This window comes from Blastococcus sp. SYSU D00813 (assembly GCF_054050735.1).
This window is the reverse complement of record NZ_JBJGZX010000013.1, coordinates 1-13,898: the sequence shown is the minus strand read 5'-3', so window position 1 is coordinate 13,898 and position 13,898 is coordinate 1. Positions and strand designations below refer to the sequence as shown.

At 75.6% G+C, this 13,898-nt stretch carries 14 protein-coding genes; 9 read left to right on the top strand and 5 right to left on the bottom strand.

The annotated features are described in order from the left end of the window. Nucleotides 1–83: 83 nt before the first annotated feature. Both ACI8AX_RS11300 and ACI8AX_RS11295 read left to right on the top strand, forming a co-directional pair. On the top strand, nucleotides 84–1,442 hold the full coding sequence (locus ACI8AX_RS11300) for a hypothetical protein (RefSeq protein ID WP_456549905.1): 1,359 nt from the start codon (nucleotides 84–86) through the stop codon (nucleotides 1,440–1,442). 51 nt (nucleotides 1,443–1,493) lie between these two features. Further along, on the top strand, nucleotides 1,494–3,110 hold the full coding sequence (locus tag ACI8AX_RS11295; protein ID WP_456549904.1) for a long-chain fatty acid--CoA ligase: 1,617 nt from the start codon (nucleotides 1,494–1,496) through the stop codon (nucleotides 3,108–3,110). 42 nt (nucleotides 3,111–3,152) lie between these two features. On the opposite strand, the gene ACI8AX_RS11290 is transcribed toward ACI8AX_RS11295, so the two are convergent. Further along, entirely contained in the window at nucleotides 3,153–3,482 is a 330-nt protein-coding gene (locus ACI8AX_RS11290) for a rhodanese-like domain-containing protein (RefSeq protein ID WP_456550003.1), read from the bottom strand. A 56-nt stretch (nucleotides 3,483–3,538) separates the two neighbouring features. On the opposite strand from ACI8AX_RS11290, the gene ACI8AX_RS11285 reads away from it, so the two are divergent. Together ACI8AX_RS11285 and ACI8AX_RS11280 are read left to right on the top strand one after the other, a co-directional pair. Further along, nucleotides 3,539–4,051 carry a PH domain-containing protein gene (locus ACI8AX_RS11285; RefSeq protein WP_456549903.1) on the top strand — a complete coding sequence of 171 codons (513 nt, stop codon included), beginning with the start codon at nucleotides 3,539–3,541 and terminating at the stop codon, nucleotides 4,049–4,051. Continuing rightward, the gene (locus ACI8AX_RS11280; RefSeq protein ID WP_456549902.1) at nucleotides 4,048–5,580 is read left to right on the top strand and encodes a PH domain-containing protein; all 1,533 of its coding nucleotides are present in this window, start codon (nucleotides 4,048–4,050) and stop codon (nucleotides 5,578–5,580) included. The genes ACI8AX_RS11285 and ACI8AX_RS11280 overlap by 4 nt, the downstream gene beginning before the upstream one ends. A gap of 94 nt (nucleotides 5,581–5,674) precedes the next feature. On the opposite strand, the gene ACI8AX_RS11275 is transcribed toward ACI8AX_RS11280, so the two are convergent. Beyond that, nucleotides 5,675–6,328, bottom strand: a complete 654-nt coding sequence (locus ACI8AX_RS11275; protein ID WP_456549901.1) for a response regulator — start codon at nucleotides 6,326–6,328, stop codon at nucleotides 5,675–5,677. A 92-nt stretch (nucleotides 6,329–6,420) separates the two neighbouring features. On the opposite strand from ACI8AX_RS11275, the gene ACI8AX_RS11270 reads away from it, so the two are divergent. From ACI8AX_RS11270 to ACI8AX_RS11260, 3 genes are all read left to right on the top strand, one after another. Further along, a complete protein-coding gene (locus tag ACI8AX_RS11270; protein ID WP_456549900.1) occupies nucleotides 6,421–7,161 on the top strand; it encodes a sensor histidine kinase in 741 nt (246 codons plus the stop codon). 157 nt (nucleotides 7,162–7,318) lie between these two features. Then, nucleotides 7,319–8,179, top strand: coding sequence for a manganese catalase family protein (locus ACI8AX_RS11265; RefSeq protein ID WP_456549899.1), 861 nt, complete (start codon nucleotides 7,319–7,321; stop codon nucleotides 8,177–8,179). 103 nt (nucleotides 8,180–8,282) lie between these two features. Next, nucleotides 8,283–8,531: a hypothetical protein gene (locus ACI8AX_RS11260; protein ID WP_456549898.1), complete on the top strand. Its 249-nt coding sequence runs from the start codon at nucleotides 8,283–8,285 to the stop codon at nucleotides 8,529–8,531. A 52-nt stretch (nucleotides 8,532–8,583) separates the two neighbouring features. Here the strand turns inward: ACI8AX_RS11260 and ACI8AX_RS11255 are convergent, their stop codons facing one another. The 3 genes from ACI8AX_RS11255 to ACI8AX_RS11245 all read right to left on the bottom strand — a co-directional run bounded on the left by ACI8AX_RS11255 (nucleotide 8,584) and on the right by ACI8AX_RS11245 (nucleotide 10,839). Further along, nucleotides 8,584–10,227, bottom strand: a complete 1,644-nt coding sequence (locus ACI8AX_RS11255) for a solute symporter family protein (protein ID WP_456549897.1) — start codon at nucleotides 10,225–10,227, stop codon at nucleotides 8,584–8,586. Continuing rightward, nucleotides 10,220–10,582: a DUF485 domain-containing protein gene (locus tag ACI8AX_RS11250; protein ID WP_456549896.1), complete on the bottom strand. Its 363-nt coding sequence runs from the start codon at nucleotides 10,580–10,582 to the stop codon at nucleotides 10,220–10,222. Before ACI8AX_RS11250 ends, ACI8AX_RS11255 begins: the two co-directional genes overlap by 8 nt. 116 nt (nucleotides 10,583–10,698) lie before the next feature. Next, nucleotides 10,699–10,839 (bottom strand): hypothetical protein, encoded by a 141-nt coding sequence (locus ACI8AX_RS11245; protein WP_456549895.1) that lies wholly within the window; start codon nucleotides 10,837–10,839, stop codon nucleotides 10,699–10,701. A gap of 50 nt (nucleotides 10,840–10,889) precedes the next feature. Here ACI8AX_RS11245 and ACI8AX_RS11240 point away from each other — a divergent pair, with 50 nt between their 5' ends. Both ACI8AX_RS11240 and ACI8AX_RS11235 read left to right on the top strand, forming a co-directional pair. Further along, entirely contained in the window at nucleotides 10,890–12,098 is a 1,209-nt protein-coding gene (locus tag ACI8AX_RS11240) for an MBL fold metallo-hydrolase (protein ID WP_456549894.1), read from the top strand. Between the two features lie 158 nt (nucleotides 12,099–12,256). After that, complete coding sequence (locus ACI8AX_RS11235; RefSeq protein ID WP_456549893.1) at nucleotides 12,257–13,801, top strand: GAF domain-containing protein; 1,545 nt, start codon at nucleotides 12,257–12,259, stop codon at nucleotides 13,799–13,801. The last annotated feature ends 97 nt before the right edge of the window (nucleotides 13,802–13,898 follow it).

Genomic DNA, 13,898 nt, shown 5'->3' with positions numbered 1-13,898 from the left:
CGGGCGGGAGTCGCCGGCTCCGGCGCACACTGGGACCAGATCCCGCGCCGCGGCCGGCGGGGGCCGGCGACCGGGGAGCGCGGGTGGAGCGGGAGCGGCACCGGGGCCCGGCCGACCTCGTGCGCGACCACGGGCCCGCGCTGCTGCGCACCGCCGTCCTGCTCACCGGCGACCGCGCGTCGGCGGAGGACCTCGTGCTCACCGCCGTCCTCCGGGCCCGGCGGGGGGTCCGGTCGGCCGACGACCCCGCCGCCGCCCTCCGGGCGCTGCTGGTCGGCACCCACCTCAGCCGCCGCCGGCGGCTCCTGGCCACCGAGCAGGTGGTCGAGGGCGCGCCCCCCGGCGGCGCCGAGCGCGAGACCGGGTACGCGCGGGCCGCCGCGCTGCGGACGGCGTTGCTCCGGCTGACGCCGCGCACGCGCGCCGCCCTCGTCCTGCGCGTCGCGGAGGGCCTGGCCGCCGAGGAGACCGCGCGACTGGTCCGGTCGGAGCCGGGCAGCGTCGACGCCGACGTCCGCGGGGCGGTGGTCGCGCTGCGGCCCCTGCTGCGCCGACCCGCCCCCGGGGCCACCCACCGGCCCGACGACGACACCGAGGAGCTGCGCACCCGCCTGCACGCCCTCGCCGACGAGCTGACCTGGCTCGACCCGACGGTGCCGGCCGAGGAGGTCACCACCCGGGCCCGCCGGCAGCGGCGGACCCGGACGGCGTACTCGGGGGCGGCCCTGGCCGCCGCGGCGCTGCTGGTCGGGGTCCCCGCCGCGCTGGGTCCGGCGCCTCGCGACGAGGGGACCGGCACGGAGCCGGCCGCGGCGCCGACCGCGGAGGTCCCGACCCCGGAGCAGGCCACGGCCCTGCGGGCCCAGCTGGACGACGCCGCCGCTCGGGTCGGCGCGGCGCCGGCGCTCACCTCCCCGGCCGAGTGGGACCAGTGGCTGCCCCGCGGGCGACCTCCCCAGGGGACGACCGGCCAGGAGGACGAGGGCACCTGTCCCCCGCTGTCGGACCGGCTCACCGCCGCCCTCGACGCACCGATGGGCTACTGGACCGGCGCGCTCCCCCGGGGACCGGTCGGCTGCACCTGGGTGCCGTCGCCGGCGCCGCTGTCGGCGGGCGGGCCCTACGACTACCCGTACGTGCTCAGCGTCGGCTTCGTGCACGACCGGGACGGGACGTCGATCGAGACGCTGCGGACCACCTTCGCCCCCGGGGGCCCCGGTACCCGCGCCCTCTGCCCGGCGGCGGAGCTGCCCGGCGGGGGCGCGCTCATCGGCTGCCCGGACGACGACGGGCACATCGGCCTCCGCCTCCTGCTGGCCGTCCGCGACGCCCGCGACGCCGGCGTCTGGGTGCTGTCGGCGAGGGTCCAGCCGCAGACCGGGCGCTCCCCGGCCGACGCCCTGACCGTGCTGGTGGAGGCGGTCGAGGAGATCTACGGCTGACCGGCTACCCACGGGTAGAAGGTGAGGGCGGTCACTGGCACGATCCACGCCATGCGTGGCCTGATGCAGGACTACCCCCTCACGATCGACGCGATCTTCCGGCACGTCGAGCAGCACTACGGCGACGGGACGATCGCCACCGCCGGCCCCGGCGGCGTCCACCGGGTCACCTACGCCGAGTGGGCCGACCGCACGCGGCGGCTGGGCGGGGTGCTCGACACCCTCGGCATCAGCGCCGACGGCCGGGTGGGCACCTTCGGGTGGAACAGCCAGCGCCACCTGGAGCTGTACTTCGCCGCGCCGTCCACCGGCCGGGTGCTGCACACGCTCAACATCCGGCTGTTCCCCGAGCAGCTGACCTACATCGCCAACCACGCCGAGGACGAGGTCGTCTTCGTCGACCGCTCGGTGCTGCCGCTGTTCTGGAAGCTGGTCGACACGATGACCACCGTCCGGCACGTGGTGGTGATGGACGACGGCGGTGACAACGAGATCCCCGACGACCCGCGGGTGCTGGACTACGAGGCCCTGCTGGCCGACGCGCAGCCGGTCGACTTCCACGTCACGGACGAGAACTCGGCCGCCTCGATGTGCTACACGTCGGGCACCACGGGCAACCCCAAGGGCGTCGTCTACTCGCACCGCTCGACCTACCTGCACACCATGGGCGTGATGCAGCCCAACGCCTTCGGCCTGGGCATCCAGGACGTCGCCATGCCGGTCGTGCCGATGTTCCACGCCAACGCCTGGGGCATCGCGCAGGCCGCCCCGGCCGCCGGCGCCTCGCTGGTCATGCCCGGGCCGATGATGCAGCCCGAGGCGCTGGCGAAGCTGATCGTCGAGGAGGGCGTCACCTTCACCGCCGGCGTCCCGACCATCTGGCAGGGCGTGCTGCCCCACCTGGCCGGCAAGCCGCACAAGCTGCGGGAGATCGGCTGCGGCGGCTCGGCGGTGCCCAAGGCGCTCAGCGAGGCCTACCGCGAGCAGGTGGGGCTGGCGATCCTGCAGGCGTGGGGGATGACCGAGACCCACCCGGTCGCCTCCTCCGGCGTCCTGCCGCTGCGCTACGCCGACGCCGACGAGGCCACCAAGGCCGACCAGCGGGCCCGGGCGGGCATCCCGCTGCTGGGCGTGGAGGCCCGGATCGTCGACGCCGACACCCTCGAGGCCCAGCCCTGGGACGACAAGGCCACCGGCGAGCTGCAGGTCCGCGGCCCGTGGTGCGCGCAGGACTACTACAACCCCGACGCCGGCGTCACGCTCACCACCGAGGACGGCTGGATGAAGACCGGCGACGTCGCGGCGCTGGACGACTTCGGCTCCATCCGCATCGCCGACCGCACCAAGGACCTCATCAAGTCCGGCGGCGAGTGGATCAGCTCGGTCGACCTCGAGAACGCGATCATGAGCCACCCGAAGGTGAAGGAGGCCGCGGTCGTCGGCATCCCGCACCCGAAGTGGGACGAGCGCCCGCTGGCCTGCGTCGTGCTCAAGGACGGCGAGGACGCCACCGAGGAGGAGATCCTCGACCACATCCGGCCGCTGGTGGCCAAGTGGTGGATGCCCGACGCCGTCGAGTTCATCGACGAGGTGCCCAAGACCAGCGTCGGCAAGTTCTCCAAGAAGGACCTGCGCTCGAAGTTCGCCGAGTACCAGCTCGAGAGCTGAGTGGAGTGCGGGAGTGCAGGATCCCTGCGCTCCCGCACTCCGCTAGCGCACGAAGGGGGGCTGGCCGGTCTCGCTCACCATGGGCCGGCCGGCGGCCTCCCACTCGCCCATGCCACCGGCGACGTTCACCGCGTCGTAGCCGTTCTGGTTGAGCCACGCCGCCACCCGCGCCGAGCGGCCGCCGCCGCGGCAGACCACGTACAGCGGGTCGGCCTCGGGGACGTCGTCCAGCCGGGCGGGCACCTGGCCCATCGGGATGTGGGTGGCGCCGTCGACGTGGCCGTGCACCCACTCGTCGTCCTCGCGCACGTCGAGCAGGACGGCGTCCTCGGGGACGTCGGCGGCGGACACGGTCGGCACCTGCTGCGGCATCACGCATCCATCGTGGCACGGCGGCGCACCCCGGCCGGCCTGGGAGGATGACACCGATGACCGCCCCTCCCGGCGCCCCGGTGCGCGAGCCGGCCTGGCCGCTGTCCCGTTCGGCGATCTGGCTGTGGGTGACCCAGGGGGTGGCGGGGACGCTCCTGTGGGGGGTCGTGCTCGCCGTCGTCCTGCGGTTCGTGCCCACCGACGACGCCCCGTTCTCCGTGCTGCCGTGGGCCGGACCTGCGCTGCTGGCCCTCTACGCGCTGGTGTCGATCGGGCTCGAGCCCTGGATCCGCTACCGCGTGCACCGCTGGGAGGTCACCGGGGACGCGGTCTACGCGCTGGCCGGCTGGCTGACCCGCACCTGGACCCTCGTGCCGATCGCGCGCATCCAGACCGTCGACGTCACCCGCAGCGCGCTGCAGCAGGTCTACGGCCTGGCCACCATCGCCGTGCTCACCGCGTCGTCCCAGGGCACCGTCCGGGTGCAGCACCTGCCGGCCGACGTCGCGCAGGAGGTCGCCGCCGACCTGGTGCGCCGCGCCGACCAGGTCCGCGACGAGGCGACGTGAGCCCGCCCGCCGGCGAGCCCGCCGGCCGGCCGGCCGGCGAGCCGGTGCGCGTGCCGGCCCCGGCGGTCCGCCGGACCTCGCCGCGCGTCGTGCTCGTGCACACGGTCACCTTCAAGCAGGCGCGGCAGCTCGTGCCGGTCGTGCTGCCCCTGGCGGCGGCCGTCGGCCTCGGCGGCGGCGTGGTCACCGTCGTCGTGCTCGTGGTGGCGGTGACGCTGGCCTCCCTGGCGTTCGCCGCGCTGTCCTGGTGGCGGTTCGGTTACGCCGACGGGCCGACGGCGGTGGTGGTCACCCGCGGCCTGCTGGCGCGCTCGGTGCGGACGGTGCCGCGCGACCGCGTCCGCGGCGTCGAGGTCGAGGCCCCGCCGCTGCACCGGCTGCTCGGGCTGGTGCGGGTCCGCGTGGACGCCGCCGCCGGCGCGGCCACCGGCGAGGGCGAGGAGGTCGTCCTCGACGGGGTGCCGCGGGCCGAGGGCGAGCGGTTGCGCGCCGCGCTGCTGGACCGGCGCAGGCCCGCCGTCCCGTCCGCTGCCCTACCCGACGGCACCGCCGCCGAGGTCGCCGACGCGGAGCCGGCGCCCGAGGAGGTCGTCGCCCGCTTCGACCACCGGTGGCTGCTCTACGCCCCGCTGGTCGGCAGTTACCTCGCCGTCCCGCTGGCCGCGGTGGGTGCCCTCACCCGGCTGGCGCAGGAGCTCCCCCGCGCCCTGCGGCCGGACCTGCCCGGGCCCGACCTCGGTGATCCGCGGGTCCTCCTCGTCGCGCTGCCCGTGGCGCTGGTGCTGCTCGCCGCCGGGTCGGTGGTCGGCGCGGCGGTGGTCAACTGGCGGTTCCGGCTGGTGCGGCGCGCCGGCTCGCTGATCGCCGACCGCGGGCTGGTCACCCGCCGGCACACCGAGCTCGAGATCGACCGCATCCGCGGGTGCACCGTGTCGGCCGGGCTGGGCATGCGGTGGGTCGGCGCCGCCCGGGTGAGCGCGCTGGTGACCGGCCTGGGCGCCGCCCAGCGGCCCGGCCAGCTGCTGCCGCTGGGGCCCCGGGCGACCGCCGAGGAGCTGACCGGCCGGCTGGTCGACGACCCCGGCCCACTGCGGCCGCACCCGCCGGCGGCGCGCCGGCGGCGGCTGGTGCGGGCGGTCGGCCCCGGGCTGGCGCTCGCCGCGGCCGGGGCGGTGGCCACGGTCCTGGCCGGCTGGTGGCCGCTGCTGGTGGCCGGCGCGGGTCTGGCCGTGCTCGGCGTGCCGGTCGGGCTCGGCCGCTACGCCGCGCTGGGGCACGCGGCGGGGCCCCGCTCGTTCGCCGTCCGCAGCGGCTGGCTGGTGCAGGAGCGGGCGGTGCTGCAGCGGCGGGCGGTGGTCGGCTGGCAGGTGCGGCAGTCGCCGTTCCAGCGCCGGGCCGGGGTGGCCACGGTGACCGCCTGCGTCGGTGCCGGCCGCGGTGGCTACGCCGCCGTGGACCTGGCCGCCGACGACGTCGCCCCGTTCACCCGGGCGGCGTCGGGGACCTGGGCCGGCGCCCTCACGGACTAGACCGTTCCAGAAGTTCACCTGCCGCCCGGCGTGGTGATCTCTGCGCCGGGTAGCCCAGCCCGCGATGCGTTCTGAGACGGACCGGTCCGCCCGGTCACGGGCTGCCGCCCCTGTCGAGGCCGACGCGGCCGGCCAGCGCCGCGGCCTCCACGCGGGTGGAGACCCCGAGCGACCGCAGCAGCGAGGCGACCAGCCGCTTGGCCGTGCGCTCGGAGACGTGCAGCGTCGTCGCGATGTCCACGGTGGGGGCGCCGTCGGCCACCAGGCGCCACAGCCGCCGCTCGTCGGCGCTCAGCCGCTCGGCGACGCCCTGCTCGCCGGTGGGCGCGGACTGGTCGAGCAACTGGCGCAGCAGCTCCTCGGGCAGCACCGACCAGCCGTCGAGCACCGCCAGCAGCGGCCGCACGAGCGCCTCGGGGTCGGCGGTCTTGGGCAGGAAGCCGACCGCGCCGGCGCGCAGGGCCTCCAGCGCGGCGTCGGCCTCGGCCAGCCCGGACAGCGCCACCACCCGGACCATCGGGTCGGCCCGGCGGATCGCGGCGATCGCGCGCGTCCCGCCCGGCGGCGGCATGTGCAGGTCGACGACGGCGACGTCCGCGTGGTGCCGGCGCACGAGGGCCGCGGCCGCCGAGGCGTCCTCCGTCGTCCCCACCACCCGGACGCGTCCCCCGCTCAGCCCCGGCAGGAGCAGCGCCAGACCCCGGCTGAACAGGGGGTGGTCGTCCACCAGGACGACGTCCAGTTCCACCTGACGTCCAGCAACGGCGTCATCCACCCGGGCTCTCCACACGGTCGTCAGCGGCCGGCGGGGCTGACCGGGCCGCAACACCGGAGGTGCCCATGACCGTCATCGCCAACCCCCCGACCACGCCCTCCCCCGTCCGCCTCGTCACCGACCTCGGCCGCGTGCTGCGCAGCCACCTCGCCCGCCGCCGCCGGCCCACGGCGGAGGAGCCCCCCGACCCGCGCGAGGCGCTGCTGCGGGCGATGTGCCACGACATGAGGAGCCCCCTGGCCTCGCTGGAGGCCGCACTCGACCACCTGGGCACCGGCGGGGCCGGCGACCCGGCGCGGGCGGAGGTCCTGGAGCTGGCCCGCGCGCAGACCGCGCACCTGTCCTCGATGCTGCGCACCGCCGACGCCACCGGGGGCGCGCAGCGGCGGGGCCCCGTGCGCCGGCGGCTGGTGGACGTCGTCCGCGCGGCGATCGCCGCCTCGGGGCTGCCCGACGCCCAGCTGACCACCCGGATGAGCGGCTGCGCGGCCGACGTCACCGTCGCCGACGCCCGCGTCCAGCGGATCCTCACCAACCTCCTGGAGAACGCCCACCGGCACGGCCGGGGCGAGCCGGTGCTGCTCGCGATCTCCTGCCGGCCGGGCTGGGTCGACCTCGCGCTGACCCAGGCCGGGGTGCCCGCCGACCGGGTGGTCGGCCACCTGCGGACGGCGGTGCCCCCGGTCGACCTGACCGGGCTGGGCCTGTGGTCGGTGCAGCGGCAGACCCGGGAGCTCGGCGGCCGGGTCGTGGCGGCCGAGCGCGACGGCTCGCTCACCCTCACCGTCCAGCTCCCCGACCGCTGAGCGGAGTCGCTCGCGGCGGGCCCCTGCACGGGGGCCACACGGCGGTCGGGAGGTTGGCACCCGGGGGCCAGGGGACGGCACGGGCGGGCCACCCGGGGCGGGCAGATCCCTGGTGTCACCGCATCGGCGGTGGTCGCGACGAGTGAGGGAGAGCCCGATGTTCACGCACACCCACGCCCTGCAGTACGAGGCCAAGCCCGACGGCCCCGACCCGGACTTCGCGCGCAAGATGCAGGAGGTCCTGGGCGGTCAGTGGGGCGAGATGACCGTCGCCACCCAGTACCTGCTGCAGGGCTGGAACTGCCGGCTGCCCGGCAAGTACAAGGACCTCCTCCTCGCCGTCGGCACCGAGGAGCTCGCCCACGTCGAGATGATCGTGACGATGATCGACCGGCTGCTGGACCACATCCCGCTCAAGCCCGACGCCGCCGACCGCACCAAGGAGGCCGCCGCCGGCTACGGCCAGCACAACCCGCAGCACCCGATCGTCAACGGCGCGGGCGCCTCCTACATCGACAGCATGGGCAACCCGTGGACCGGCGCGTACGTCACCGCCAGCGGCAACCTCATGGCCGACTTCCAGTACAACGTGACCGCCGAGATGCAGGGCCGGCTGCAGGTCGCCCGGCTCTACAACATGACCGACGACCCCGGCGTCAAGGACATGCTGCGGTTCCTCATCACCCGCGACCACTACCACCAGCAGATGTGGCTCGCCGCGATCGAGCAGCTCAAGGAGGACGGGCTCGAGGGCATCCCGGTGCCGGAGGCCTTCCCGATCGAGGAGGAGGTCGGCGACCTGGGCTACACCTTCATCGACGCCTCCGACGGCCCCGAGGCCGCCGCGGGCAAGTGGGCCTCCGGTCCGTCGATCGACGGCCGCGCCGAGTTCGCCGCCCGGCCGATCGAGGCGACCGCCGACGCGCCGATCCTCCCGCCCGGCGACCCGCGGCTGTTCCCGACGCCGCAGCAGCCCGGCCAGTCCACGCTGCAGAAGATGAAGGACATGCTCACGTGAGGGCCTGACCTCTCAGCACACCCGCGCTCCGTCGCCGCGCCGGCGGCCGGTCCGAAGCGATCGGCCGCCGGCCGGCGGGACGCACTCCCAGGAGGTCCCAGCCGTGCCCCGTTCCGTCCCCGCCCTGCTCCTCTCGGTCGTCTACGCCGCCGCGCTGGCGGTGGCCGTGACCGACCTGGGCCAGCACGCCGTCGCCGGCCTGCTCGTCCTCGGCGGCCTCACCGCCCGGTGGTTCCTGCGCCACCGCCGCACGCCGGCCGCCGCTCCCGCGCCCGCGGTGCGCCTCGCCGCCGTCCCCGACCCCGTCCCGGCCGCCCTGGACGCCGTCCCCGCCCCCGCCCGGGCCGCGTGAACGCGCGAGGCGCGCGCCCCCGGGGGACGCGCGCCTCGCCGGCCCCGTGGGCCTAGTGCTGGACGGCCTTCTCGGCGCCGATCCCGGTGAGCGACCGGACCTCCAGCTCGGCGTACTTGTCGACGTCGGCCTTCTCCTTGGAGAGCACGGTGCCCAGCCAGCCGAGGAAGAACGACAGCGGGATGGAGACGATCCCCGGGTTCTCCAGCGGGAACCAGGACCAGTCCGCGTTCGGGAACAGCGAGGGCTTCGGGTGGTCCTCGCCGCGGCCGGAGACCACCGGCGAGAAGAAGATCAGCCCGACGCACACGATGAGCCCGCCGTAGATCGACCACAGCGCGCCCTGGGTGGTGAACCGCTTCCAGAACAGCGTGTAGAGGATCGTCGGCAGGTTCGCCGAGGCGGCGACGGCGAAGGCCAGCGCCACCAGGAAGGCGATGTTCAGCCCGGCCTGCAGCGCCAGGATGCCGAGGCCGATCGAGATCGCGCCGATCACGACCGCGGTGATCCGGGCGACCCGCACCTCGCCGTTGGGCGAGACCGCCCCCTTCTTGATCACCGACGCGTAGACGTCGTGCGCGAACGACGCCGACGCGGTGATGGTCAGCCCGGCGACGACGGCGAGGATCGTGGCGAACGCGACACCGGCGATGATGCCCAGCAGCACGGTGCCGCCGAGCTCGAACGCCAGCAGCGGGGCCGCGGAGTTCTGCCCGCCGGGCGCCCCCGCGATCTCCGCCGGGCCGACGAGGGCGCCGGCGCCGTACCCGATGACCAGGCTGAACAGGTAGAAGATGCCGATCAGCCAGATGGCCCAGACCACCGAGCGGCGGGCGTCCTTCGCCGTCGGCACCGTGTAGAAGCGCATGAGCACGTGCGGCAGGCCCGCCGTCCCCAGGACCAGCGCCAGGCCGAGCGAGACGAAGTCGAGCTGGCTGGTCCCCGTCGCGCCGTACTGGGCGCCCGGGGCGAGCACGTTCACCGGCTCCGCCGCCGTGTTCGCGCTCTCCTGGGCGTCGCCGAGCAGGGTCGAGAGGTTGAAGCCGACCTCCGTCAGCACCCACAGCGTCATGACCAGCGCACCGGCGATGAGCAGCGAGGCCTTGATGATCTGCACGTAGGTGGTGCCGCGCATGCCGCCGACGAGCACGTAGATGATCATCAGCGCACCGACCAGGATCACGACGAGCGCCTGGGCGGCCTCGCCGGTGACACCGAGCAGGAGGGTGACCAGCCCGCCGGCGCCGCTCATCTGCGCCACCAGGTAGAAGAGGCAGACGGCGAGCGTGGAGATCGCGGCGGCCATCCGCACGGGGCGCTGCCGCATCCGGAAGGCCAGGACGTCGGCCATCGTGAAGCGGGCGGTGTTGCGCAGCAGCTCGGCGACCAGCAGCAGCGCGACCAGCCACGCCACCAGGAAGCCGATGGAGTACAGGAAGCCGTCGTAGCCGAACAGCGCGATGGCACCGGCGATGCCGAGGAAGGACGCCGCCGACAGGTAGTCACCGGCGATGGCCAGGCCGTTCTGGGTGCCGCTGATGCTGCGGCCGGCGGCGTAGTAGTCGGCCGCGGTCCGGTTGTTGCGGCTGGCGCGGAACGTGATGACCAGGGTGACCAGCACGAAGGCGCCGAAGATGGAGATGTTGACGGCGGGCTCGCCGATCGTGGAGTCGGCCGCGAGGACGGTCTCAGGCACGGGTCGCCCCCTCGGGGGCGCCGCCGGCGGTGTGCCGCGCGTACTCGTGGTGCTCCAGCCGGTCGCGCATCTCGTCGGCGATCGGGTCGGTGTTGCGCCCGGCGTGCCGCACGTAGAGCTGGGTGATGAGGAACGTCGTCACGAACTGCGCGAGCCCCAGCAGGATGCCGACGTTGACGTTGCCGAACACCTCCTCGGCCATGAAGTCGTCCGCGTAGGTGGAGAGCAGGACGTAGAGCAGGTACCAGGCGAAGAAGGCCACCGTCATGGGGAACGCGAAGCGGCGGAAGCGGCGCCGGAGCTCGGTGAACTCCGGGGAGTCCTGCGCCTGCCGGTACTCCTCCGGGGTGAGCATCCGGCGTTCCTCTGGCTCTGTCACCGTCGGCCTCCAATCAGCAGGATGTGATCGAGGTCACTGTAGGTAGGCGGCGGGACGGCGGCACCCGCTGAGACCGGACAGCAACCGGGCGGTCACTCCTCCGGCAGCGGCTCCCCGCACTCCGGGCAGCGCTCCGGGCGCGGCTGCTCCTCGGCCAGCCGTCCGCAGGCCGGGCACACCAGGTGCAGCCAGCAGACGGGGTCGCCTGCCGGCTCGGCGTCGTCCTCCCGCACCTGTCCAGCATGCCCCGACGGCGGCCCGCGAGGCCTGGGATGCTCGGGACGTGCCTCCCCGCGCCCGCCGCCTGGTCACCACCGCCCTGCTCGCCGCCCCCGCGGCCTGGGTCGCCCGCGCCGCCTGGGGCCTCCCCGTGGCCCTCGGCGCGAGCCGCCGGGCGCTGCGGCCGCACGTCGCCGGCTCGCCGCACTTCTCCGAGGGCCGGTTCCGCAACACGCTGACCACCTCGTCGGTGCCCGGCCCCGAGGAGCGCCGGCTGCTGCTGCGCCAGGTGCGCCAGGACCGGCTCAAGGGCATCCCGGCGCGGCCGGTGCCGCTGGCGCCCACGCCCCTGCCGGCCGAGGCCGCGGAGCTGGCGGTCACCTGGTTCGGCCACTCCAGCGCGCTGCTGGAGGTCGACGGCCGGCGGGTGCTGGTCGACCCGGTCTGGGGACGACGGGTGTCGCCGTCCCCGCTGGTGGGGCCCGAGCGGCTGCACCCGGCGCCGACCCCGCTCGCGGAGCTCCCGCCGGTCGACGCCGTCCTGATCAGCCACGACCACTACGACCACCTCGACCTGCCCACCGTGCGGGAGCTGCTGCGGCAGCAGAGCGCGCCGTTCGTCGTCCCGCTGGGCATCGGCGCCCACCTGCGCCGGTGGGGCGTCCCGGAGGACCGGGTCGTGGAGCTGGACTGGGACGGCGAGGTGGAGGTCGCCGGGCTCACCCTCACCTGCACCGAGGCGCGGCACTTCTCCGGCCGCTTCCTCACCCGGGACACCACGCTGTGGTCCTCCTGGGCGGTCGCCGGCCCGCGGCACCGGGTCTTCTTCGGCGGCGACACCGGCTACACCCCCGCCTTCGCCGCCATCGGCGCCCGGCTGGGCCCCTTCGACCTCACGCTGCTCCCGGTCGGCGCCTACAACGACGCGTGGAAGCTCATCCACATGACGCCCGAGGAGGCGGTGCGGGCGCACGGGGACCTGGGCGGCGGCCTGCTCGTGCCGGTGCACTGGGCGACGTTCAACCTCGGCTTCCACCGCTGGGCCGAGCCGGTGCAGCGGCTGTGCGCCGCCGCCGAGCGCTCGGGAGCCCGCGTCGCCGTCCCGCGGCCGGGCGAGCGCCTCGACGCGCTCGCCCCGCCGCCGGCGGTCGACTGGTGGACCGCGGTCGGCTCACGGGCCGACGAGCTCTCCGGCGGGGACGACGCCGGGGCGACGACGAGCGTCGTGGCGCGCGCCGGCGCCTGGCTGGCCGGCCTCCGCCCGGAGCGCTGACCAGGCGAAACGAGCCCGTACCCGTTACATTGCGCCCAACTCTCCTGCGCGAAGTCGAACCGTTTCGGACTCAACTCCGCGGGCGCCAGAGCCGAAGGTCCCGGTGTCGGGTCAACCAGTGTGCCCGGCCTCCCGGCAGCTCACAGGAGAGTCTCGCCATGCCGTTCGCCCGTCGTCCCGCCGTCGTCGACCCGTCCGTCGTGGAGGCGCAGGCCGACGTCGACGCGGTCACCGAGGTCGTCACCGCGCTCCGCGACAGCGCCACCCTCGAGCAGGCGGTCGCCACCGCCCTCGACCTCGTCCGCAGCCGCTTCGGCTGGGCCTACGCCTCGTACTGGCGCGTGGACCCGGCCGAGCGGGTGCTGCGCTTCGCGCAGGAGTCCGGCGACGCCGGACCGGAGTTCCGCGAGGCCACCCGCGCGGCCACCTTCCGCGAGGGGGTGGGCCTGGCCGGCCGCGCCTGGCGGCAGCGCGACCTCGTCGCGGTCGCCGACCTGGGCCAGCTGGGCGACTGCGTCCGGGCTCCGGCCGCGCAGCGCGCCGGGGTCCGCGGCGGGGTCTGCATCCCGCTGACCGAGGACGGCGTCGTCACCGGGGCCATGGACTTCTCCACCACCGGGACGCTCGAGCTCTCGCCCGCCCGCCTGGGCACGCTGCGCGCCGTCGGCGTGCTGGTGTCCCAGGCCCTCGAGCGGATGGGCGCCGCCGTCCGGCAGGCGGAGGCCGCCGAGGACGCCCGGGCCGTCACCGACCTGCTCCGCGAGGTCACCGCGGCGACGACCCGCGAGGACGCCGTGCGGCGGGCCCTGTCGACCATCCGCGACGGCTTCGGCTGGGAGTACGGCTCCTACTGGGCGGTCGACCCCGCCGACCGGGCGCTGCACTTCGTGCTGGAGTCCGGCAGCGCCGGCCGGGAGTTCCGCGAGGTGACCCTGGCGGCGTCCTTCCGGGAGGGCGTGGGGCTCTCCGGCCGCGCCTGGAAGACCCGGGACCTGTTCTTCGTCGAGGACCTCGCCGAGATGACCGACTGCGTCCGCGCGCCGGCCGCCCGCCGGGCCGGGGTGAAGAGCGGCGTCTGCCTGCCGATCCTGGTCGGCGGGGAGGTCGTGGGCACGATGGACTTCTTCGCCACCCGCACCCTCGTGCTCGCCCCGGGCCGCGCCGCCGCGCTGCGCAGCGCCGCCTTCCTGCTCGGGCAGGCGCTGGAGCGCTTCGCCGCCACCGAGCGGCTCGCGGAGGCCGGCCGGCAGCTGCTGGAGTCGATCACCGAGGTGGAGCGCAACGTCCTGTCGGCGACGACCGTGGCCGCCGACGGCCAGCGGCTGACCGCGCAGGCCAACGAGGAGGTCGCCGGCCTCGGCGCGTCCAGCCAGGACATCGGGAAGGTGGTGAAGGTGATCCGCGGGATCGCCGACCAGACCAACCTGCTGGCGCTCAACGCCACGATCGAGGCCGCCCGCGCCGGGGAGGCCGGCCGCGGCTTCGCCGTCGTCGCCAACGAGGTCAAGGATCTGGCGACCGAGACCGCCCGGGCGACCACCGACGTCGACGGCCGGGTGACGGCGATCCAGCAGCAGGTCGACCGCGTGGTCGCCGCCCTGGCGGCGATCAGCGCGCTCGTCGAGAGCATCAACGAGACCCAGCAGGTGATCGGCGGCGTGCTGACCGAGCAGTCCGCCGTCACCCGCGACCTGCTCGCCTGAGCGGAGGGGGGGGGGGGGGGGGGGGGGGGGGGGGGGGGGGGGGGGGGGGCGGGGGGGGGGGGGGGGGGGGGGGGGGGGGGGGGGGGGGGGGGGGGGG